The sequence below is a fragment of the Bacillus sp. FSL M8-0166 genome, from assembly GCF_038008825.1.
Lineage (GTDB): Bacteria > Bacillota > Bacilli > Bacillales > Bacillaceae > Bacillus > Bacillus safensis.
In genome coordinates this window covers 1,373,785-1,396,385 of the sequence record NZ_JBBOZZ010000001.1, presented here as the reverse complement: position 1 = coordinate 1,396,385, position 22,601 = coordinate 1,373,785, and the positions used below count along the sequence as shown (strand labels likewise).

The window sequence follows — 22,601 nt, the reverse complement described above, 5'->3', positions numbered from 1 at the left end:
ATGGTAGTAGGAGATTTCCCAATCGAAACAGATACTCTTGTCATCGGTGCAGGTCCTGGTGGATATGTAGCTGCTATTCGTGCTGCACAGCTAGGACAAAAAGTAACAATCGTTGAAAAAGGAACACTTGGCGGCGTATGTCTAAACGTCGGCTGTATCCCTTCAAAAGCATTGATCAATGCTGGACATCGTTTCGAGAATGCAAAGCATTCTGAAGACATGGGTATCAAAGCTGAAAACGTAACAGTGGATTTCACAAAAGTTCAAGAGTGGAAAGCTTCTGTTGTGAACAAATTAACAGGTGGAGTTCAAGGTCTTCTAAAAGGAAATAAAGTAGACATCGTCAAAGGTGAAGCTTATTTCGTAGACAGCAACTCTGTACGTGTAATGGATGAAAATTCAGCGCAGACTTATACATTTAAAAATGCAATTCTTGCAACTGGATCTCGTCCAATCGAATTGCCTACATTTAAATACACAGACCGCGTGATCAACTCAACTGGTGCTTTAGCGCTTAAAGAAGTACCTAAAAAGTTAGTTGTCATCGGTGGTGGATACATCGGTACTGAGCTTGGTACTGCTTATGCAAACTTCGGAACAGAAGTTGTGATCCTTGAAGGTGGAGACGAAATCCTTCCAGGTTTCGAAAAGCAAATGAGCTCATTGGTTAAACGTAACCTGAAGAAAAAAGGAAACGTTGAAATCCATACAAACGCACTTGCAAAAGGCGTTGAAGAAAAATCTGATGGTGTCACTGTTACGTTCGAAGTAAAAGGTGAAGAAAAAACAGTTGATGCTGATTACGTACTTGTGACTGTTGGTCGTCGTCCAAACACTGATGAGCTTGGTCTTGAGCAAGTTGGTGTTGAATTGACTGACCGCGGAGTTGTCAAAACAGACAAACAATGCCGTACAAGCGTATCTAACATCTATGCAATTGGTGACATCGTTGATGGACCACCACTTGCACACAAAGCTTCTTACGAAGGTAAAATTGCAGCTGAAGCAATCGCTGGAGAGCCAGCTGAAATTGATTACCTTGGTATTCCTGCTGTTGTATTCTCTGAGCCAGAACTTGCAACTGTTGGATACACTGAAGCAGAAGCAAAAGCAGAAGGAATCGAAATCGTTGCAGCGAAATTCCCATTCGCAGCGAACGGACGTGCACTTTCTCTTGATGCAACTGATGGCTTCATGAAAATGATCACTCGTAAAGAGGATGGTCTAGTGATTGGTGCACAAATCGCAGGTGTTGGCGCTTCTGATATGATTTCAGAGCTTAGCCTTGCAATCGAAGCTGGAGTGACTGCTGAAGATATCGCAATGACAATTCACGCTCACCCAACATTAGGTGAAATTACAATGGAAACGGCTGAAGTAGCAATTGGAAGCCCAATCCACATCGTAAAATAATGAACCTATGAAACCCTCTCCTTGATGGAGAGGGTTTTTTTGGCGCCCTGAACACCATATGAAAAACCCCTCATGAGGTGAGGGGTTTTTTCATATGGTTATATATAAGTGCAAGGAAAATATCATTAGTTTGTATTGACGCGGTCTAAAGCATGGCATAAGGGCGATAAGATCTCCTGTTTACTGCGGACATTTCCTTCAACCTTCACGATGACTTTTTCATCATTGACAAGTAAAATAGCTGGCAGTTCATCAACTTCATTTTTCCAGCCTTTACGATCTTCTTTCACAATCATTTTTGACATTTCCTTAGGGTATTCATTTTTTAAATCGAGGACTGCATCATAATAAGGGCTTTCTTTATCAAGGTTTTCTGCATCAGTAAAAAAGAGAATTCTCGGTTTTTGAATATGACGGACTTGGTCGGTCTGATTCGGTATGATATACGCAAATGAGCATGAACTAAGTACAAAAAGCATGGGGAATATAATGAGAAGTGTCCTCATAAAATTCAATCTATTCACCTCAAAATCATTTGGGGTTGTCCCAACATTTTTAGGAGCTTGTTCCCTGTTAGTCACTCTAGTGTATCATGTCCTTTTTGACAATTTTCGATTGTTACTCAATTGTTACAGAATTGATATGAAGAAAAATACAATTGAAACGTTCCCTCAATATGATGAGAAAAAAGCACATATTTATAAAAAATGATTAAATGTATCATACAATTAACCGTTGACAACTTAATTGTGACATCATATTATAGAGATATGAAATAGATCAAACGCTTTCATACTATGAATGAAGAAAAGGGGAATGTACGTGGGTACAATTATTTGTCAAGATTGCAATGAAACCATTGATCAATTTGAAAATGAAAAAGTGACAACGCTATACGGAACATGTGGTCACTGCCATTGCTGTGATGAAGCCTCTGAATAAATAAAAAAGCATGCAGCTCCATTTGGGGCTGCATGTTTCTTTTTTATAAAATTGGTTTTTGTTCCTTAATCACACGAATCATTTCGAGCGTTGAATCTTCAGGTCCTTGGACAGGGAGACCAATTTCAATGTTTTTATAGATATACGAAATATTTTCTTCTGTGATAATTTCACCTGGTATAAAAATCGGAATACCTGGCGGGTACACCATGACAAACTCTGCGATGATGCGGCCGACTGCTTCCTTAAACGGAACGACTTCTGTTGTAGCATAAAAGGCGTCACGCGGCGTCATAGCAAGCGATGGGATCTCAGGCAGCAGCACTTCCGTTACCGCTTGTTTGCCGCTCTCACATGTAGAGGCTGCGGCAATTTCCTGCATCGCTGTCACGAGCGTATCAATCGTCTCATCTGAATCTCCAGGGGTGACGATACATAAAATGTTGTACAGGTCAGAGAGTTCTACTTCAATTCGGTAACTTTCTCTCAGCCATTTTTCGACATCATGTCCGTTTAACCCAAGGTCTTTAATGGAGATAATTAATTTCGTTGGGTCATAATCGTAAGTAGAAGCTGAACCGAGTACTTCCTTGCCAATGCAGCTAATCCCGTCAATTTGATTCAAGCGGTCTCTCGCTGATTCAGCCAAACGAATGGCTTCATCTGCAAGTGTCTTTCCTTCTGTGGCTAATCGCTTTCTAGCGACATCAAGTGACGCTAAGAGCAAATAAGAAGTGGACGTTGTCGTCAGCATACTCAAAATCGACTGCACGCGGTCTTTTGAAACAAGCCCTTCCTTCATATTTAAAATAGAGCTCTGCGTAAGAGAGCCGCCGAGTTTATGGACACTTGTTGCTGCCATGTCGGCACCTGCCTGCATGGCAGAGAGGGGAAGCTCATCGTGAAAATGTATATGCACACCGTGTGCTTCATCGACTAGGACAGGCACATCAAATGAATGGGCAATGTCTACGATTGATTTTAAGTCTGCTGAAATACCAAAATACGTTGGATTAATGACAAGCAAACCTTTCGCATCTGGATGCTCAGTGAGCGCCTTTTTGGCTGATTCAGGTGTAATGCCGTGAGAGATGCCAAGCTCTTTGTCTATTTCTGGGTGAATAAAAACAGGAATTGCGCCAGAAAATACAATCGCGGACATAATTGATTTATGGACGTTACGCGGAACGATAATTTTATCTCCAGGTCCGCATACCGTCATCACCATGGTCATGATGGCGCCGCTTGTTCCTTGTATGGAGAAAAACGTATGATCAGCACCGAAGGCTTCAGCAGCAAGCTCCTGTGCTTCTTTAATCATCCCTCGAGGTGAATGTAAATCATCGAGAGGTTCTATATTAATGAGGTCAATGCTTAATGCATTGTCGCCAATGAATGCTCTAAATTCAGGATCCATTCCGGCTCCTTTTTTATGGCCTGGAATGTGAAATTGGACTGGATTGATTGCTGCGTGTTTTTTTAGTCCAGTGTATAAGGGTGTATCATGTTGTGACAATTGCTTTCCCACCTTCATCGAAATACCTGCTATTATTGTGCCAATTACAGCAGATTTCATTGCATAAAACAAAAGAATTATATTATGAACTGATCGGAATGTAAAGCATAAAATCAATCGGTTTCTGATCAAACAGATGCTATAATAAAAGTTCAAATCAGAAATGAGTGTTAAAGTGAGGGACAAGTAAATGGAATATCAATATCCAATGGATGTCGACTGGACAACAGAGGAAAAGATTGCGGTCATTTCGTTTTTTCAGGCTGTTGAAAAAGCCTATGAAAAAGGAATTGCTAAGCAGGAGTTACTAGATGCTTATAAACGATTTAAAGAGGTTGTGCCATCAAAAGCAGAGGAAAAAACACATTGTGCGGCGTTTGAAAAGGGAAGCGGGTATTCCCCTTATCGTGCAGTGAAAACCGCAAGAGAGGTAGAAGAGACAGCTATTATACGTATGTAAAAAACGAGCCTATAAGGGCTCGTTTTAGCGTGTAGACAAACCCTCGCATTCGGTGTCAGGTCTGCGCTCCAGTGCTCACGAATGTTTCAATTCGCTCCGCTCCGGTGCTCGTCCTTCCTAGACTGCAAAGGTTTTCTATCACGCTGAAAAGAAGACAAAGGGCTAAAATCAAGATCATTTTAGCCCTTTGTCAACAATCTGAAACGAGCCTATAAGGGCTCGTTTTTTTATACAGATTCTTTCTGTGTGAAGCGGTATAGATACGTCAGCGTGCGGAAGGCATTTTCAATTTTTGATAGAAATTCTTCATTATTCATTTGAACGACTTCCTCTCTAGGAAGCTGAATGCCGCAAAGAAGCTCGGCTTTCTTGACTGTTTGAACACGTTCAAACAGCGTTTTCAGCTGTTCGGAATCTAGTTCGCTGTGACGCATGACATCTGGTTTCATATGATCTTTAGACCAAACAAAATCTTGCGGTATTTTCTGCTGGATGGTGTCTAGCTCTTTTTCAAATAGCTGGCCGTACTCACCTTTTACTGGAGATTCATAAATGAGCGCAAACCATACAAAGACATGTGTTTTCCAAAGCCCAATTTGAAAATGAGGAAGTTTTTTATATCCTCGCTTACTGTTTGCAAAAGCAACCCACGTATCATTTGGCGGATTGACTGATCTTCTAGCATGCTTTGCGACGTGTACAAACATTTCGTCTCCTGTAATAGAAGAAAGAAGTGGTGCAAAATGTTCGCCAAGTGCCTCAAGCTTTGGACGGACTCTTTCTTTTAATACAGTCATTCGTTCATCTAAACCATCAACTGTAAATGTCTCAAAATCATCATCTCTAAAACGCATTTCACCCATGTTATGCCTCCTGTATCTTTTAGCTGATCATATTTTATCATAGCTTGGGTCAAGCTCAAAAAAAGATGCACCGTCAGATCAAAGATTGTAAAGGACGTTGTGCAGCGTTTAAAACCATTCATTTTGTGGTACATAATCAATAGGTAAAGACACAATTTTCAGAATGTCGTTGCGGTTATGCGATCGCTTCATACGATATAAGCAAGAACCATTTCTCTTATCGTTTGAATTTTTTATCAATGAAAACTGACAAGGAATGAATCATTCTCTGGAAGGGGCGTTGACCAATGAAGCAAATCGTGAAGCAGGGGTATAGACAGGAGAAGAAGAATCGCATCGCTGTGTGGAGATTAGAGGTTGATTATGAGCTTTCTACGCTTCATGAAGCCATCGAACAAAAAAATGACACCCAAATCGAACGAAGCAAACGAAAGCTTGAGCGCCTAAGAAAAGAATGGGAGCAGCTTCAAGGATAAAACAAGGTGAGGTAAAAACGAACCAATTCATCGGTTCGTTTTTGTATGAAGCTGCTTTTTTCTTGCTTTTACGTACATAATATCAGTATGCTATTACAAATAGGTCCTACATAGAAAAGAGGTTTACAATCTGATGACAAACTGGGTGGAAATTGACCGTCTTGCAAAGCTTTGGGTAAAAGAAGCAGGGAGCCGTATTAAAGCGTCCATGCAGGAAGGTCTATCAATTGAAACAAAATCAAATCCGAATGATCTTGTCACGAATATCGATAAAGAAACAGAACGTTTTTTTATTGAAAAAATACAATCGACATTTTCAGATCATCACATTTTAGGAGAAGAGGGACAAGGGGAAGAGGTGACCTCACTTGATGGGATTGTGTGGATCATTGATCCGATCGATGGCACAATGAACTTTGTCCATCAAAAACGCAATTTTGCCATTTCAATCGGGATATTTGAAAATGGTGTGGGGAAAATCGGTCTTATTTATGACGTCATTCATGACGAGCTCTACCATGCCATCAAAGGAGAAGGAGCCTATATGAATGATATCCTGCTCCCGCCATTAAATGACGTGGAGATTGAAAAAGCCATTGTGGGTATTAATCCGACATGGGCGATCGAAAGCCCTTATTTTGACGCCAAACCGTTTGCCCGTCTTGTGCGTGACGTGAGAGGGACACGAACGATTGGATCAGCTGCCCTTGAGCTTGCTTATATTGCAAGCGGAAGAAGTGACGCATATGTCACGTTAAGGCTTGCGCCGTGGGATTATGCAGCGGGCTGCGTACTACTTGATGAAGTAGGGGCTGTTTACTCAAATATTCACGGAGAACGTCTTACGTTCTTATATAAAAACAGCATAGTGGCCGGAAATCGATCCATTTGTGAAAAAATCTTGCATGATTACATAGAAGGAAGCGGAAATAAAAAATAAACGATATCACTTCATGAGAATGAAGTGATTTTTTGTTTTTCCTGAAACTTTTTGGTAAGGCGGATGTCTATACGAATGAGGCCTTAATTTCATGTAAAGGATTGTGTATGAATGTTTGATTTGTTTAGTGATTTATCGCTCCATTTTGAAAGGTATTTTATTTTAAATGAGTACAGTATCCACATTATTCAATGGTGTGTACTTGGACTATTTGTCCTTTTCATGACACTTCCCATATGGAAAGAAAAGAAGAGTGGTTATGTATTCTATGCTGGAATCGTATTAAGAGTTGTTCTGCTTGGCGGTATGACAGTTGAAATGATCCACCAAGTCCTAGCTAGACAGTATACGATCGAAACATTTGAAGTGCTGACAGATTTCATGCAATTTCTCATCTATGGGTATGTCTTGCTTGCATCATTGTATTATGTGATTACTCTTCCTTATTTAAAAAATAAAGGTATGTTTTTTGCTTTTGATTTATCTGTATTACTTCTGCCTTTATGTCAAACAGTGTTTATTGTGTTTGCTGAAAGCAAAAAGTTCTTTCTTAGCGGTGATACGGGGCTAGTATGGAGAGATATAATCACCATTTTGGCTATGGCTTGCTTTGCCGCATTGCTGCTGCACCTTTTCTTTCGCTTGTTTTGGCACTGGAAGTGGAAGGAATTGCTTTTATTCTATGGTTTGATTTTTGCAGCCTTGCTTTATATATTTTATCCTTCTATTTCGAAGTACGAGCTTCAATCTACTTTTAAATCGATTGTCATTTTAGTAGCAGCAGCAGGAAGCTTTATGACGATTTATTTGTTATCTGCTTTACTCCGGGACAAGGTGAGATTAAGGAAGTGGGGCGCTGGTTGTATAGCTGTCTTTTTTCTGCTGCTACTCAACCCGGTCATCAATATTCCTCATACCATGTTTCAATTCACTAAAACGGAACTTGCAGATACTTTCTCGGAAGAATATCGCCCTTTATCTGCAGGAAGTGCAAAAGCATTCGCTTCAAAATTTGTACCAGAGAACCAATCGCTGTATTTAAATGCTAGTCATCAGGCTATCCCTTATCATTACGTGTTTGCAGATGATCAGTATGAAGTGAATATTTCTGCGTTTACAGGTGAATTAAGCGAATTTTCTTATCGAGGTCGTGTAGAGGGAAAGGAACTGACCGATAAAGAATATAGGAAAAAAACCATCGAATTTTTCGAAAGAAGCGGGCGGTCAATCGATCTACAGCGCATTCAATTAGCTGTAAAAAAAGAGGGCGGAGAGACGGACGTTCTTCTTCTGCCAAAAATGTCTCAGAATGAAGAGGACAGTTTAGCGTTTGCCACCTGGAAAAAAGGGACGCTTCGACAAGCGCGATACGTAAACGCCATCTTTCAATTAAAGGATATAGACGGAATCCATTTAACAGAAACGGAGATAAAAAACAGGATCAACAGTATTTATAAACATTTAAACCTAAAGCCGCCAGCTTATCAAATCACAGGCATTGATGAATTTTATTTTGATTGGCAGCATGAAGTGAGGGTCACAACTAAAGATCAATCAGAGTTTCTGTTTAATGGCTCAACAAAAGAAGTTATCAGCTTTAAGCTGTCAAAAGCGATTCTTCAACAGAAAAAAGGGAACGTCAGCGATGAAGATTTGTTAAAGATCATAGGGAAAACGCCAAAAGACGTAAGGAAAGAAACAGGCACTAGTGAAAGTAAACAATATACATTTAAACGCTCCTCTCAAGTCGTCAATCTGTTTAAAGGGGATGATGTAATTGAGTTGAGAGTGCAAGTTGCTTCTTCTATCCCGCACGCAGTATCTAATCAAGATCGTGAGGAAGTCTATCAGCAAGTACTTAAAAGGTATAAACCATATACGATCTATAAAAAACAAATAAAACCTGTGAGAATGATCGACAAAGAAGGGAACATCGACATTTCATGGCTTGTCATCATACAAACCTTCGGATCAAATGAGCATAAAATCTATGAAGTGAATGGGCGAACAAAAGAGGTGCATCGTTTTGACAGATAAAGAAAAACAAGCCATCTTTCAAGACTTATATGAACTGTATCAAGAAGGGGATCTGGGAGCCGAGGCCGCCAGCTGGATGAAGGCACACGAACAGCAATTTCAGCATGTGGCCGCGGGAAGAAAGCAGTCTTCAGTGCCGATGGAAAGCCATAATGACTATGACGATTTAAAACGCATGAAAGGGTTTATTTACTCGTTATACTTCTTTTTTATCGTTTTATCGATTTGGATGACTGTGTGGTTTTATTTTTGATGTCCAGACCAGCCGACCAAATTGAAAAAATCTATGAAGATTATTTTCAGGAAATCACCAAATATTTATATCGCCGGACGGGAAATATGGAAACGGCCAAGGACCTTGCGCAAGACGTATTTATGAAGGCACTGCATGGGTTGTCCTCCTTTAAGGGACATTCTAGTATGAAAACATGGCTTTATACCATTGCGTATCACACATTTGTGAATGACTATCGCCGAAAAATAAAATGGACTTTTACGAACGTAGAAGAAATGGATTTCTTAGAGCAGCAGTCGTTCACAACACCAGAAGATTACATCGAAACACAAGCTGACATAGAAAGGCTGTGGCATCATATTCATCAGCTGAAGGATTCATATCGGGATGTCCTCATTTTAAGAGATATTCAAGAATTATCATATGAAGAAGTAGCTGAAATTTTGAATTGGACTTTATCTAAAGTCAAAACAACCCTTCATCGAGCGAGATTAGAGCTGAAGCGAATGCTACATTGTGAGGAGTTCAATAAATGAGCTGTTATTTGATTGAAGAATTGTTACCACTTTATATAGAGGGAGACACAAGTGCAGAAACAAATAAAATTGTTGCAGAGCACATACAATCCTGCGAAAGCTGCCGTCACCTTTATCACGAAATGAAAGAGCCAATAACCCTTATACAGACTCCTGATCTCGTGCCATATATAGATGAAAAGGAAGAAAAAAGAAAATTTGAAAAGCGCTACTATGGTAAGCTGCTTTATCGAGCAAGTATCGCGTTTGGTATAGGATACGTCATGATGATCATTCTTTATTGGCTGAAATAGAAAACCCCCATCTGGATGAACCAGGTGGGGGTTTTTTCTGAGCTTAGCTTAATTTTTCTTTGGCAATTTGAACTGCATCATAGAACGTTTTCAATTGCTCTTGAGGAATTTTCTTAAGCATTTGGTTGAAAACAAGTAATTCAGTAGAGCTGAATCCAAGACCTTTTGCGATTTTTGAATCAATTACAACGTTTCCTTTTTTGTCTAGAACAAGGGCATCACCAGCAAGATCAGCAATTCTGATCACTGATTTGAAAAGCTTTTCGAATTTAGCCGCTTCTTCTTTTGTAAGACCAAGTTCAACAGCTTTTGCTGCATCAAAAACCAATTTCCCTTTTTCGTTTTTAGTGATGCTTTCACTGAAAACGATTGTAAGAACAGCTGCGCGATCTAAGAATTTCTCAGCAGTCGCCGCTTCTTCTTCAGTTAGTCCGAGCTCAACAGCTTTTTTCACATCAAATGTGTAGCTGTTGTCTTCCTCAACAAATGAATTGATGAGAATGTTGATGACACGCTCGTTTTTCTCCAATAATTCTTTAATGATTTGCTGCTGTTCAAAAGGAATTCCTTTGAAAGTTGCAGCGCTTGCTTGCCCAGGAGCTACTGTTGTGAAAGTAAGAATGATAGCTAAAGCGAAAAATACAACAGAGCTGAGCGATTTGCTCAAAAACTTCTTCATGCTTCTTTTCTCTCCCTTTTCTGTTAAATTTTGTTGCAAGGAAAGCATACCATGAGAAACTTTGTGGAAGAATAGGAAAATTGTAACTTTCTGTTTGATTTTGGAGAACTATAAAAGTTCTTGTCGAAAAATGGAGGGGTTCAGATTGCTTATTTTTGTCAATTCTTCAAGATACGTTTCGTCTGATGAATGGAGCTTTCATAGGTGATTTGTCTTGTTTTTACTCAAAATAAAAAGCCTTCTACATATAGAATGTAAAAGGCTTTTAACTAATTTTATGATTGCACGTTTAATTTTCTTTTTAATGTAAATCCTGTACCCATGAAAATCATGGTGAACACGATACTTAAACATGTGCCCAGTATGTTTTTTTCTGCAAGAGATACCCCAATAAACGCCATACTGACAACTGCAAGTAATGCACATAATAATAGAAGCCATTTGATTTGTTTCATTTGTCTCCATCCCTTTTTTTAGAGTTAATATAAGTTTACAGAAAAACGATCGGCATTTAAAGGGGATTGTGATATAATATGAAAGTTATCTAATTATTTTAGGAGATGAAAATGTGAAACTTCGAAAAGACCTTCGCAACATCGCAATTATTGCCCACGTTGACCATGGTAAAACGACGCTTGTTGACCAATTGCTCCATCAAGCTGGTACTTTCCGTGCGAATGAAAATATCGCTGAGAGAGCCATGGATTCAAATGATTTAGAGCGAGAGCGCGGTATTACGATTTTAGCTAAAAATACTGCGATCCATTATAAAGATACACGCATTAATATTTTAGATACACCAGGACACGCCGATTTCGGTGGTGAAGTTGAGCGTATCATGAAAATGGTAGATGGTGTGCTTCTCGTTGTGGATGCTTATGAAGGCTGTATGCCTCAAACACGCTTTGTGCTGAAAAAAGCACTTGAGCAAAACTTAACACCAATCGTCGTCGTCAATAAAATTGACCGCGACTTTGCTCGTCCGGCTGAAGTAGTCGATGAAGTGATTGACTTGTTCATTGAATTGGATGCAACAGAAGAACAGCTTGAATTCCCAGTTGTCTATGCATCTGCAATCAATGGTACAGCAAGTAACGATGCGAGCAAGCAAGATGAAAACATGGAATCTTTGTTTGAAGCCATTGTTAACCATATTCCTTGCCCAGTTGATAACCATGAAGAGCCGCTTCAATTCCAAGTGGCACTACTTGATTACAATGATTATGTTGGCAGAATTGGAATTGGCCGTGTATTCAGAGGAACAATGGAAGTAGGACAGCAAGTGGCCTTGATGAAAATCGACGGCACAGTGAAACAATTCCGTGTAACAAAGATCTTTGGTTTCCAAGGATTAAAACGAGTGGAAATCAACGAAGCGAAAGCGGGAGATCTTGTCGCTGTATCTGGAATGGAAGACATCAACGTAGGTGAAACGGTTTGTCCGGTAGAACACCAAGAAGCACTTCCAATCCTTCGTATTGATGAGCCGACACTTCAAATGACGTTTGTTGTAAACAACAGCCCATTTGCAGGCCGTGAAGGAAAATACGTGACATCACGTAAAATCGAAGAGCGTTTAGAGCAGCAGCTTCAAACAGACGTCAGTCTTCGTGTGGATCCAACTGATTCACCTGATGCTTGGGTTGTTTCTGGGCGCGGAGAGCTTCACTTATCCATTCTCATTGAGAATATGAGACGTGAAGGATTTGAATTACAAGTATCGAAGCCAGAAGTTATTGTAAAAGAAGTTGATGGTGTTCGATGTGAGCCTGTTGAGCGCGTTCAAATTGATGTACCAGAAGAGCATACTGGCTCTGTTATGGAATCAATGGGTGCAAGAAAAGGTGAAATGATTGACATGATCAATAATGGTAACGGTCAAGTTCGCCTGATCTTTACAGTGCCATCACGTGGTTTAATTGGTTATACAACTGAATTTCTTTCATTAACTCGTGGTTTTGGTATTTTGAACCATACGTTTGACAGCTACCAGCCAATGCAGTCTGGTCAAGTTGGCGGACGCCGTCAAGGTGTACTTGTTTCAATGGAAACAGGTAAAGCGACTGCTTACGGAATCCAAGGTGTTGAAGAGCGCGGTGTGATCTTCGTTGAGCCGGGTACTGAAGTATACCAAGGGATGATCGTCGGGGAGCATAACCGTGAGAATGACCTTGTTGTGAACGTAAGCCGTATGAAACAACAAACAAACGTACGTTCAGCGACGAAAGATCAAACGGTTAGCATGAAAAAACCTCGTATTATGTCACTTGAGGAATCTCTTGAGTACTTGAATGAAGACGAATACTGTGAGGTTACACCTGAATCAATTCGTCTTAGAAAGAAAATTTTAGACAAAAACGAACGTGAGAGAGCAGCGAAGAAGAAAAAGCTAGCAGGATTATCTTAATTCCATGAAGAATTAAAAAGATAGAACCCTGAAAGATAAGGGGAGGGAATCTTTTTGAATGATCAGGAAGTAAGTGAAAATCTATCCTTTTTCGCGATGCTGTTTCGTGTCGATGAAAATCCGCAAACAGGGATGTGGCTCCTATATGGCACCATCCTTGTTTTAGCGATTATTGTTTTTAAGCTCGGCTTTGCAAGACGTTTACCGATTTTAAAAGCGCTCGTGATTTATTTGTTTTTGATTTTTGGCTGCACGTTTCTTACATTTCTAGGAATCTTCCTGCCAGTAGCGGAAGGACTGGTTGTGGCAGCTGCCATTTTGATTATTTATAAAATACGGCTGCATCGTGCGAAAAAAGAAGGAACAGTCAATACGTAAAAAAAGACCTGAACATGTGTCAGGTCTTTTTTTATGTCTTTTGTTCTTTCTTTCCTTTTTTCCTCTTTTTCTCTTTCGTCGCAGGATCTTGATAAAGAGAGAATCTGCCAGTTTTGATGCGGGCTTCTGTTTTTATTTTAATACGTTCTTGGCAGTCATCGCACATATATGTATGAATTGGCCGGTTTCTTAACCGTTTAGCAACGAGTGTATCATCATCAATGGTTTCAAGCTTTTCACATAATGAGCACTTCACTCTCATCATTTTCACCTCACTTTATTGCATTTATTATAGCATGTTTTCCAGACACTTAAAATCAGCGCTTATATCATAGGAGATATAAGCCGTTCTCATTATTTCTTCTGATTCATATGATGGTTCGATTGGTCGTTTTGATTTTTTTCTAACTGCTTTTGATCATGTTCTTTGAGCTGATTATTCGGATCATTTGTCGGGTCTTTTTCGTTACGTTCAATCTCATTTCTCGGCATCTCTGGCATCACGCGGCCGACAATGGCAGCTAGTTCATCCATAATTCCGCTTACAGGACGGCCTGCTTGAATTTCTTTGCCCATTTCTTTTAAACGGCTGACTGTATCCGGGTCAGCAACCACAACAGCATTTGCACCTTCAGGGTCATTTCTCAGCGCTTTTGCAACTGAATATTTAATGGTTTCTACTTTGCTTCTATCTAAATCATCTTTTACATCAATACCAACAACAGCATAACGGCCGATGACGATTGCCGTTGCATCATTGACATCAGCTACGTGCTCTGTCACATTGACAAGATGCTGGGCAACATCTGTGGATGGGCGGGCTTGATTTGTCTTTTTCTTCGATGAGTCTGACACCCTTACTAAGTGCTGGCGTCCATCTTGCTTGTCCATCGCTTCTGGCTTTTCCTGCTGCTCGCAAGCGCCTAACAGAATGATCGTTTGAATCATGAATAATGTTAAAAATAGTCGCATCTAAATTCCCTCCTTCACAAACTGCATGATTTATTTTATTGTTGAATTAACCTTCTAACTTTATTCATGAAAACATATATTTTAACAATCGTTTTGGGAAAGACAAGGATGAATGAAACCCCGATCAGGAGGCGAAGGACCTGAGTAAAATTTATGTATTAGACACAAATGTGTTATTACAGGATCCGAATTCAATCTTTTCATTTGAAGACAACGAGGTCGTCATTCCGGCCGTTGTGTTAGAAGAAGTAGACTCGAAAAAGAGATACATGGACGAGGTTGGGCAAAACGCCCGGCGCGTCTCACGTTTAATCGACGGTTTGAGATCGAAAGGGAAACTGCATGAAAAAATTACGCTAGAGTCAAAAGGGACGCTGCGCATCGAGCTGAATCATCGCTCTTTTCATGAGCTTCAAGAAATTTTTATTGAAAAAACGAACGATAATCGGATTTTGGCTGTCGCGAAAAATTTGAGCTTAGAGGAAGAAACAAAGCCTGACGGCCGGCCTGTCATTTTGGTCAGCAAGGATGTCTTAGTCCGGGTAAAGGCAGATGCCATAGGTCTTCAGGCAGAGGACTTCTTAAGTGACCGTGTGCTGCAAAACGAAGACATTGATAACGGCTATCATGAGCTCTATATTCCGACGGAGCAATTGAATACATTTTATAAGCAAAGTAAATTACTGGTAAATGAAGTCACAAGTGCACCGTTAAACCCTCATCAATTTGTCATTATGAAGGGGAATGAAGGCGGCTCTGCTTTAGGAATGCTTGATCAAAAAGCAGAGAACGTGAAACGGCTTATTTATGATCAAGAGCATGTTTGGGGAATCCGTCCGAAAAATGTTCAGCAGACGATGGCATTAGAGCTGCTATTGCGCCGTGATATTCCGCTCGTGACTTTGATCGGAAAAGCGGGAACTGGTAAAACACTGCTTGCACTGGCTGCCGGATTAATGCAGACAGAGGATCTCGGCATGTTTAAAAAACTGATCGTAGCCCGTTCAATTGTTCCTGTTGGTAAGGACTTAGGCTACTTGCCAGGTGAAAAGGAAGAGAAACTCAGACCATGGATGCAGCCGATCTATGACAACTTAGAATTTTTATTTAATACAAAAAAACCTGGTGAACTTGATGCGATTTTGGCGGGAATTGGTTCTATTCAAGTGGAAGCTTTAACGTATATCCGCGGAAGAAGTATCCCTGATCAATTTATAATCATTGACGAGGCGCAGAATTTAACGAAACACGAGGTGAAAACATTATTAACGCGAGTCGGAGAAGGAAGTAAAATTGTGCTGATGGGGGACCCGGAGCAGATCGATCATCCTTATTTAGACAGCTTAAATAATGGACTTACGTATGTCATTGAGCGGTTCAAAGGACAGCAAATATCTGGACATGTCAAGCTTGTCAAAGGAGAAAGGTCTGGACTTGCACAGCTTGCAGCTGATTTGCTATAGTCCAGACCCTCTGTCTTATGTAATGATGAGCTCTTTGACACCTTTTATCGGCTGAGTGAGGTTGGACTGATCCGCGAAATAAACGTGGATTGGTCCTTCTTCTGTCATAGGCTTTCCATTTTGGCTGAAGTGTGCAATACTTTCCATTGCCTGAGAAAGAGGCACAGCAATTGTCCCTGTTTCTGTGACAAATTCGCATGTATCTGCATGTTCAAGCGGTTCTGCATTTTTCAGCATATCACCTAGCTTCATTCCGAAGCTGCCTGTGACGAGTCTTTCCTTTTCGTACTTCTTCTCTGTTTTTAAAGTGGGTGGAAGTGTTTGCCCTTCTCTGATCACCCGCTCTTGGTCAAGCTCCTGATCCAGCTGATTTTCTTCATTTGCTGCGCTCTTTTCAAAAAATGAATCCATTAAAAATTTGCGGTCATCAAAAATCCAGACACTTGGATCAATGGTGATCTTGTACTTTACGTTCCCCTTAATTTGAATGATGCTCATGTTTAAGACAACCCCTTTCCACCATAAATTATAGAAGTTTTCGCCTGCTTTGTCACTTTCATAAACATGCTTCTCCTTGTACACACTAATCGTACATGAAAGATAGGGAGGATGTTGGGCATGGCATGTCGTGACAATGAAGAGCTTAAGCGATTTGTGGAGGAAGCAAAAAAAGTGGCCAAAGATGGCAAAGTAGCATCCTATATTCCCGCTCTTGCCAAAGCGGAACAGACAGATTTATCTGTGGCTGTGTACCATGTAAGTAATACTTGCCACTCGGCAGGAGATGTAGATAAACGCTTTACCCTTCAAAGTATTTCTAAAGTATTAGCCCTTGCGCTCGTGCTTTCAGAAGAAGGGCCTAAAAAAGTCTTTCAATTTGTTGGACAAGAGCCAACAGGTGATCCGTTTAATTCAATGATTAAGCTGGAAACAGCAAGTCCGAATAAGCCGCTGAATCCAATGATTAATGCAGGAGCACTTGCAGTCACAAGCTTAATAAGAGGAGCGACTCCGCAAGATCAGCTTAACCGCTTGCTTGGCTTTATTAGAGAGCTTGCAAATGACAAAAGCATTACATACTGCAAGGAAACAGCCGCATCCGAATTTGAGACATCAATGATTAACCGGGCTATGTGCTATTATATGAAGCAATATCATATTATTAGAGGGAACGTAGAAGAGGTCATGGATGTGTATACGAAACAATGTGCCATTATGATGAACAGCTTAGATTTGGCGAAAATTGCTTGTGTTTTTTCATTAGATGGCAGACATCCAGAGACGGGGCAGCAAATTCTTTCAAAAGATGTCGCTAGAATTTGTAAAACCTTTATGGTGACGTGCGGAATGTACAATGCAAGCGGGGAATTTGCCATTAATATCGGCATACCCGCTAAAAGCGGTGTTTCAGGCGGGATTATGGGAGCGGCTCCATATGATTTTGGGATCGGAATTTTCGGTCCTGCCCTGGATGAAAAAGGGAATAGTATTGCTGGAATTAAGCTGCTTGAGCTCATGAGTGAAAAATATGAGATGAGTATCTTTTAATGATGATTGTCTTCTTTTTATTTTTAAAATGCGAACTGTACAAATCTGCTTGCAATTTTGGCCGTTTCGCTTTATGATAAATAGAAGAATTAGGTACTCGCCTGGGGAACGGAGGGATACTTTTGGCGTCAGAAATTTTAGTCGATCATCGGCAAAAAGCACTGGCTTTATTAAAATTGGATGCAGATAAAATTTTAAAATTGATCCAAGTGCAAATGGACAACTTAACGATGCCGCAATGTCCTCTTTATGAAGAGGTTTTAGATACTCAAATGTTCGGATTATCGAGAGAAATTGATTTTGCTGTCCGGCTTGGATTAGTTGATCAACATGAAGGCAAGAAACTACTCGATAAACTTGAGAGAGAGCTTTCCGCACTTCATGATGCGTTCACAAAAAAATAATGATTGAAAACTCAAACTTCCACAACATAAGTTTGAGTTTTTTTGTCCTCTCATTTCTTTTGATGGATTGACGGCAAACGGACTTGATTCTTTCATGAATGACGAACAATATAAAAGAGGTAAAACGGGATCAAACGGAGAAAATGTAGTAGAATAAGAACAGCTAAGAAGATATCAAGCAGTAGAAACAGACGTTAGGAAGAGGATTATATGTTAAAGAGAATGCTAAAATCGTATGACTACTCATTATTGTTCGCCATTATCTTAATCAGCGCATTCGGTTTGGTTATGGTGTATAGCTCAAGTATGATTACATCTGTTATCAGATACGATGCCGCGCCAGATAACTTTTTTAAGAAACAGCTCTTATTTATGATTGTTGGGGCAGCCATCTTAATCTTTACGGCATTAGTTCCATATCAGCTGTTTTCAAATAAGAAATTCCAGATTGGTATGCTGCTGCTTTCAGTTTTTTCCCTCATCTATGTGTACTTTGGCGGCCATATTGCAGGGAACGCAAGAAGCTGGATCAAATTAGGCCCTTTTAGTCTTCAGCCAGCTGAATTCGTGAAGATTGTCGTCATTATCTACCTTGCTGCGGTGTATGCCAAAAAGCAGCATTATATTGATCATATTTTAAGAGGTGTTACGCCCCCGATCGTGATTGTCTCTATCCTGTGCGGATTTATCATTTTGCAGCCGGACTATGGGACAGCCTTTATCATTGGTATGATTGCCCTTGCGATGATTTTATGCTCAGGTTTTAGCGGCAAAACGCTAGCGAAGCTGCTCGCGCTATTTAGTGCAGTAATGGTCGTCGTGACCCCATTTATTATTCTTTTTTGGGATAAAATTTTCACGCAAAATCGTCTCGGACGTTTTGAGAGTTTCCAAGATCCATTTAAAGATGCAGGGGCTACTGGGCATCAATTGATTAATTCATATTATGCGATTGGATCAGGCGGCTTTTTTGGACTCGGTCTAGGGGAAAGCGTTCAAAAGTACGGGTATCTTCCAGAGCCGCACACAGACTTTATCATGGCAATTATTTCAGAAGAGCTTGGCTTTTTCGGCGTGTTTTTTGTTCTCGCTCTTCTTGGTTTCATCGTTGTGAAAGGTTTTTATATTGCGAGAAAGTGTGAAGATCCGTTTGGAAGTTTGCTTGCAATAGGAATTTCCTCCATGATTGCCATCCAAACTTGTATCAATTTAGGCGGTGTTTCAGGTCTTATTCCGATCACTGGGGTGACACTTCCGTTTATCAGCTACGGGGGATCGTCCATCATTTTACTTAGCATCTGTATGGGAATCCTGCTGAATATCAGCATGTTTACTGAATATAAAGAGCGTTACAAAAAGAAAAAATCAATGAGCAAACCATCGGTTGAAAAAAATGGATTGCAGAAAACTTTGAATCTTTAGAAAACAAAAGTGTACAGTTTTCATTTCTTCCTTTATTATAGAGTACATATAAAATTTTAAGGGATATGGAGGAGTGAGAATGTCACAGAGAACAATTCAAAAGGTTCTAGTTGCAAACAGAGGGGAAATCGCTATCAGAGTCTTCAGGGCCTGTACGGAGCTCAATTTACGTACAGTGGCCATTTATTCCAAAGAAGACTCGGGCTCTTATCATCGCTATAAAGCGGATGAAGCATATCTAGTTGGAGAAGGGAAAAAACCGATTGATGCCTACCTCGATATCGAGGGGATCATCGAAATTGCAAAACGAAATGACGTGGATGCGATTCATCCAGGCTACGGATTTTTATCCGAAAACATTCATTTTGCAAGACGATGCGAAGAGGAAGGCATTCAATTTATCGGTCCAACTTCTCAGCATTTAGATATGTTTGGAGATAAAGTAAAGGCGAGAGATGAAGCGAAAAAAGCTGGTATTCCAGTCATTCCGGGAAGTGACGGACCAGTTGATTCGGTCGAAGAAGTCGAAAAATTCGGTGAAGAATACGGTTACCCGTTTATTATTAAAGCTTCACTAGGCGGCGGCGGCCGGGGTATGCGGATTGTCAGATCAAAAGAAGAGCTGAAGGAAGCCTATGACCGTGCGAAGTCAGAGGCAAAAGCTGCTTTTGGAAATGACGAAGTATACGTTGAAAAGCTGATTGAAAATCCAAAACATATTGAAGTGCAGGTGATTGGTGACAATCACGGCAATATCATTCATTTATATGAGCGTGACTGCTCTGTTCAAAGGCGGCACCAAAAGGTCATTGAAGTGGCGCCAAGTGTGTCTCTAACAGATCAATTGCGTGAAGATATTTGCGAAGCGGCTGTTCAGCTTGCCCAGAATGTATCGTACATCAATGCTGGGACTGTAGAATTCCTTGTTGCAAATGGAGAGTTTTATTTTATTGAAGTCAATCCAAGGGTGCAGGTAGAACACACGATCACAGAAATGATCACAGGTGTCGATATCGTCCAAACCCAAATTCTTGTCGCAAAGGGGCATAACCTTCACAGCAAGGAAGTTGGTATTCCAAAGCAAGAAGATATCTTTACACATGGCTTTGCTATTCAATCAAGGGTCACAACAGAAGATCCTCTAAATGACTTTATGCCAGATACAGGAAAAATTATGGCCTACCGCTCAGGTGGGGGTTTTGGTGTACGTCTCGATACAGGGAACAGCTTCCAAGGAGCGGTCATTACACCTTATTACGATTCACTATTGGTCAAGCTGTCCACATGGGCGCTCACGTTTGATCAAGCGGCTGCTAAAATGGTTCGAAATTTACAAGAATTCAGGATTCGCGGAATTAAAACAAACATCCCATTTCTTGAAAACGTCGCTAAGCATGAAAAGTTCCTAAAAGGGGAATACGATACATCGTTTATCGATTCAACGCCAGAACTATTTATTTTCCCTAAGCAAAAAGACCGCGGAACGAAGATGCTTACTTATATTGGTAACGTTACCATTAATGGGTTCCCTGGCATTGCGGAGAAAAAGAAGCCTCATTTTGACAAGCCAAACGTACCGAAGCTTCCTCTCCATCAAGAGATTTCATCTGGGACAAAACAATTGTTAGATACGCATGGACCTGAGGGACTTGCCAATTGGGTAAAAGAACAAAGTAGCGTCCTTTTAACAGATACAACCTTTAGGGATGCGCATCAGTCTCTGCTTGCGACACGCATCAGAACACATGATTTAAAGAAAGTTGCCCAGCCAACAGCAGGTTTATGGCCAGAGCTGTTTAGTATGGAAATGTGGGGCGGCGCTACATTTGATGTTGCGTACCGTTTCTTAAAAGAAAATCCTTGGGAACGATTGAAAGAGCTTCGTCAAGAAGTGCCAAACACGCTGTTCCAAATGCTTTTAAGATCATCAAACGCTGTTGGATATACAAACTATCCGGATAATGTGATCAAAGCATTTGTAAAAGAATCAGCCGAGGCAGGGATTGACGTATTCCGTATTTTCGACAGCTTAAACTGGGTCAAAGGCATGACGCTTGCCATTGATTCTGTTCGGGAATCAGGCAAAGTGGCAGAGGCGGCCATTTGTTATACGGGGGATATTCTTGATCCATCTCGTCCAAAATACGATCTTGAGTACTATGTATCTCTTGCGAAGGAGCTTGAATCTGCCGGCGCACATATTTTAGGTATTAAAGATATGGCGGGGTTATTAAAACCGCAGGCGGCCTACGAGCTAGTCTCTGCTTTAAAAGATGAGCTTACGATCCCTATCCATCTTCATACGCATGACACGAGTGGAAATGGACTGTTCACCTATGCAAGAGCGATTGATGCAGGAGTCGATATTGTGGATGTTGCCGTCAGCTCTATGGCAGGACTCACATCGCAGCCAAGTGCAAGCTCGCTTTACTATGCTTTAGATGGGCATGAAAGAAAGCCAGACATGAACGTCCAATCTGTCGAACGCCTTTCTCAATACTGGGATTCCGTCAGAAAATACTATCGTGAGTTCGAAAGCGGCATGAATTCACCTCATACAGAAATTTATGAGCATGAAATGCCTGGCGGTCAATATAGTAACTTGCAGCAGCAGGCGAAAGGTGTCGGCCTAGGCGAGCGCTGGAACGAAGTAAAGGAAATGTACAGACGTGTGAATGATATGTTTGGTGATATTGTGAAAGTGACACCATCCTCTAAAGTAGTTGGAGATATGGCACTTTATATGGTACAAAATGATCTAACAGAAGAAGATGTTTATGAAAAAGGAGCAACACTAGACTTCCCGGATTCTGTTGTGGAATTATTTAAAGGCTATTTAGGCCAGCCGCATGGCGGATTCCCAGAAAAGCTGCAAAAGCTGATTTTAAAAGGGGAAGAGCCTCTTACTGTCAGACCTGGTGAGAAGCTGAAGCCAGTGGACTTTGAAGACATTAAGAAGCAGTTCAAAGAATCTCATGATCTGACGTTAACAGAGCAAGACGCGATTGCGTATGCCTTATATCCGAAAGTCTTTTCTGAATTTGTCCAAACAGCAGAAAGCTATGGTGACATCTCTGTTCTTGATACACCAACATTCTTCTACGGGATGAGGCTTGGAGAAGAAATTGAGGTAGAAATCGAAAAAGGAAAAACCCTTATAGTCAAACTCGTATCAATTGGTGAACCGAATCCAAATGCCACAAGAGTTCTTTACTTTGAGTTAAATGGTCAGCCGCGTGAAGTGGTGATTAAGGATGAAAGCATCAAATCCTCCGTTCAAGAAAAAATGAAGGCGGACCGTTCGAATCCAAATCACATCGCCGCATCGATGCCAGGCACTGTCATCAAAGTACTCGTGGAAAAAGGGCAGAAAATTTCACAAGGTGAGCATTTGATGATCAATGAAGCCATGAAAATGGAAACGACTGTACAAGCACCATTTTCTGCGGTCGTAGATGAAATACATGTGACAAATGGAGAACCGATTCAAACCGGTGATCTGCTAATCGTATTAAAACCTGAATAAGAAGTGAGACACATCCACCGTGATGTGTCTTTTTTTGAGCGCATTAAAATGTGCAGCAGTCAGTGAGAGTGATTACACTATAGAGTGAGGT

Annotated in this window: 24 protein-coding genes; 16 read left to right on the top strand and 8 right to left on the bottom strand. The window is 40.7% G+C overall.

Annotation, left to right across the window (positions count from 1 at the left end; all coding sequences use genetic code 11):
• Positions 1 to 1,413: a dihydrolipoyl dehydrogenase gene (gene lpdA / locus NSS92_RS07435; protein ID WP_039178233.1), complete on the top strand. Its 1,413-nt coding sequence runs from the start codon at positions 1 to 3 to the stop codon at positions 1,411 to 1,413.
• Positions 1,414 to 1,538: 125 nt separating this feature from the next.
• Here lpdA and NSS92_RS07430 read toward each other — a convergent pair whose 3' ends face one another.
• Positions 1,539 to 1,919: a hypothetical protein gene (locus tag NSS92_RS07430; RefSeq protein ID WP_223250976.1), complete on the bottom strand. Its 381-nt coding sequence runs from the start codon at positions 1,917 to 1,919 to the stop codon at positions 1,539 to 1,541.
• A gap of 316 nt (positions 1,920 to 2,235) precedes the next feature.
• Here NSS92_RS07430 and NSS92_RS07425 point away from each other — a divergent pair, with 316 nt between their 5' ends.
• Positions 2,236 to 2,355 (top strand): GapA-binding peptide SR1P, encoded by a 120-nt coding sequence (locus NSS92_RS07425; protein WP_003212464.1) that lies wholly within the window; start codon positions 2,236 to 2,238, stop codon positions 2,353 to 2,355.
• Between the two features lie 43 nt (positions 2,356 to 2,398).
• Here the strand turns inward: NSS92_RS07425 and NSS92_RS07420 are convergent, their stop codons facing one another.
• On the bottom strand, positions 2,399 to 3,871 hold the full coding sequence (locus tag NSS92_RS07420; RefSeq protein WP_340867252.1) for an aminotransferase class I/II-fold pyridoxal phosphate-dependent enzyme: 1,473 nt from the start codon (positions 3,869 to 3,871) through the stop codon (positions 2,399 to 2,401).
• 190 nt (positions 3,872 to 4,061) lie between these two features.
• Here NSS92_RS07420 and NSS92_RS07415 point away from each other — a divergent pair, with 190 nt between their 5' ends.
• A complete protein-coding gene (locus NSS92_RS07415; RefSeq protein WP_340867251.1) occupies positions 4,062 to 4,331 on the top strand; it encodes a UPF0223 family protein in 270 nt (89 codons plus the stop codon).
• 227 nt (positions 4,332 to 4,558) lie between these two features.
• Here NSS92_RS07415 and NSS92_RS07410 read toward each other — a convergent pair whose 3' ends face one another.
• Positions 4,559 to 5,194: a DUF1054 domain-containing protein gene (locus NSS92_RS07410; protein ID WP_340867250.1), complete on the bottom strand. Its 636-nt coding sequence runs from the start codon at positions 5,192 to 5,194 to the stop codon at positions 4,559 to 4,561.
• A gap of 287 nt (positions 5,195 to 5,481) precedes the next feature.
• Between NSS92_RS07410 and NSS92_RS07405 the strand changes: the two genes are divergently transcribed.
• The 6 genes from NSS92_RS07405 to NSS92_RS07380 all read left to right on the top strand — a co-directional run bounded on the left by NSS92_RS07405 (position 5,482) and on the right by NSS92_RS07380 (position 9,711).
• Positions 5,482 to 5,670, top strand: coding sequence for a hypothetical protein (locus NSS92_RS07405; protein ID WP_340867249.1), 189 nt, complete (start codon positions 5,482 to 5,484; stop codon positions 5,668 to 5,670).
• 133 nt (positions 5,671 to 5,803) lie between these two features.
• A complete protein-coding gene (locus NSS92_RS07400) occupies positions 5,804 to 6,610 on the top strand; it encodes an inositol monophosphatase family protein (protein WP_340867248.1) in 807 nt (268 codons plus the stop codon).
• Between the two features lie 111 nt (positions 6,611 to 6,721).
• Complete coding sequence (locus tag NSS92_RS07395) at positions 6,722 to 8,647, top strand: hypothetical protein (protein ID WP_340867247.1); 1,926 nt, start codon at positions 6,722 to 6,724, stop codon at positions 8,645 to 8,647.
• Positions 8,637 to 8,900 (top strand): hypothetical protein, encoded by a 264-nt coding sequence (locus NSS92_RS07390; RefSeq protein WP_340867246.1) that lies wholly within the window; start codon positions 8,637 to 8,639, stop codon positions 8,898 to 8,900. The genes NSS92_RS07395 and NSS92_RS07390 overlap by 11 nt, the downstream gene beginning before the upstream one ends.
• Positions 8,900 to 9,418, top strand: coding sequence for an RNA polymerase sigma factor (locus NSS92_RS07385; RefSeq protein WP_267586177.1), 519 nt, complete (start codon positions 8,900 to 8,902; stop codon positions 9,416 to 9,418). The genes NSS92_RS07390 and NSS92_RS07385 overlap by 1 nt, the downstream gene beginning before the upstream one ends.
• Positions 9,415 to 9,711 (top strand): anti-sigma factor family protein, encoded by a 297-nt coding sequence (locus NSS92_RS07380; protein ID WP_041117283.1) that lies wholly within the window; start codon positions 9,415 to 9,417, stop codon positions 9,709 to 9,711. The genes NSS92_RS07385 and NSS92_RS07380 overlap by 4 nt, the downstream gene beginning before the upstream one ends.
• 43 nt (positions 9,712 to 9,754) lie before the next feature.
• On the opposite strand, the gene NSS92_RS07375 is transcribed toward NSS92_RS07380, so the two are convergent.
• Both NSS92_RS07375 and NSS92_RS07370 read right to left on the bottom strand, forming a co-directional pair.
• Positions 9,755 to 10,390, bottom strand: a complete 636-nt coding sequence (locus NSS92_RS07375; protein WP_034281643.1) for a hypothetical protein — start codon at positions 10,388 to 10,390, stop codon at positions 9,755 to 9,757.
• 275 nt (positions 10,391 to 10,665) lie between these two features.
• Positions 10,666 to 10,845 (bottom strand): DUF5325 family protein, encoded by a 180-nt coding sequence (locus NSS92_RS07370; RefSeq protein ID WP_340867245.1) that lies wholly within the window; start codon positions 10,843 to 10,845, stop codon positions 10,666 to 10,668.
• A 113-nt stretch (positions 10,846 to 10,958) separates the two neighbouring features.
• Between NSS92_RS07370 and typA the strand changes: the two genes are divergently transcribed.
• Together typA and NSS92_RS07360 are read left to right on the top strand one after the other, a co-directional pair.
• On the top strand, positions 10,959 to 12,797 hold the full coding sequence (gene typA, locus NSS92_RS07365; RefSeq protein ID WP_095408397.1) for a translational GTPase TypA: 1,839 nt from the start codon (positions 10,959 to 10,961) through the stop codon (positions 12,795 to 12,797).
• Positions 12,798 to 12,893: 96 nt separating this feature from the next.
• Entirely contained in the window at positions 12,894 to 13,175 is a 282-nt protein-coding gene (locus tag NSS92_RS07360) for a YlaH-like family protein (protein ID WP_044334035.1), read from the top strand.
• Positions 13,176 to 13,206: 31 nt separating this feature from the next.
• Here the strand turns inward: NSS92_RS07360 and NSS92_RS07355 are convergent, their stop codons facing one another.
• Together NSS92_RS07355 and NSS92_RS07350 are read right to left on the bottom strand one after the other, a co-directional pair.
• Entirely contained in the window at positions 13,207 to 13,437 is a 231-nt protein-coding gene (locus NSS92_RS07355; protein WP_445661634.1) for a YlaI family protein, read from the bottom strand.
• Between the two features lie 92 nt (positions 13,438 to 13,529).
• Complete coding sequence (locus NSS92_RS07350; RefSeq protein ID WP_340867243.1) at positions 13,530 to 14,147, bottom strand: YhcN/YlaJ family sporulation lipoprotein; 618 nt, start codon at positions 14,145 to 14,147, stop codon at positions 13,530 to 13,532.
• Between the two features lie 140 nt (positions 14,148 to 14,287).
• On the opposite strand from NSS92_RS07350, the gene NSS92_RS07345 reads away from it, so the two are divergent.
• Positions 14,288 to 15,610: a PhoH family protein gene (locus tag NSS92_RS07345; RefSeq protein WP_340869949.1), complete on the top strand. Its 1,323-nt coding sequence runs from the start codon at positions 14,288 to 14,290 to the stop codon at positions 15,608 to 15,610.
• A 15-nt stretch (positions 15,611 to 15,625) separates the two neighbouring features.
• Here the strand turns inward: NSS92_RS07345 and NSS92_RS07340 are convergent, their stop codons facing one another.
• Positions 15,626 to 16,108 carry a hypothetical protein gene (locus NSS92_RS07340; protein ID WP_048238850.1) on the bottom strand — a complete coding sequence of 161 codons (483 nt, stop codon included), beginning with the start codon at positions 16,106 to 16,108 and terminating at the stop codon, positions 15,626 to 15,628.
• Positions 16,109 to 16,228: 120 nt separating this feature from the next.
• On the opposite strand from NSS92_RS07340, the gene glsA reads away from it, so the two are divergent.
• The 4 genes from glsA to pyc all read left to right on the top strand — a co-directional run bounded on the left by glsA (position 16,229) and on the right by pyc (position 22,510).
• A complete protein-coding gene (gene glsA, locus NSS92_RS07335) occupies positions 16,229 to 17,158 on the top strand; it encodes a glutaminase A (protein ID WP_267586180.1) in 930 nt (309 codons plus the stop codon).
• 122 nt (positions 17,159 to 17,280) lie between these two features.
• Entirely contained in the window at positions 17,281 to 17,562 is a 282-nt protein-coding gene (locus tag NSS92_RS07330) for a YlaN family protein (protein ID WP_003212509.1), read from the top strand.
• A 210-nt stretch (positions 17,563 to 17,772) separates the two neighbouring features.
• Entirely contained in the window at positions 17,773 to 18,984 is a 1,212-nt protein-coding gene (gene ftsW / locus NSS92_RS07325) for a putative lipid II flippase FtsW (RefSeq protein ID WP_340867242.1), read from the top strand.
• Between the two features lie 79 nt (positions 18,985 to 19,063).
• Complete coding sequence (gene pyc / locus NSS92_RS07320; RefSeq protein WP_340867241.1) at positions 19,064 to 22,510, top strand: pyruvate carboxylase; 3,447 nt, start codon at positions 19,064 to 19,066, stop codon at positions 22,508 to 22,510.
• Positions 22,511 to 22,601: the final 91 nt, after the last annotated feature.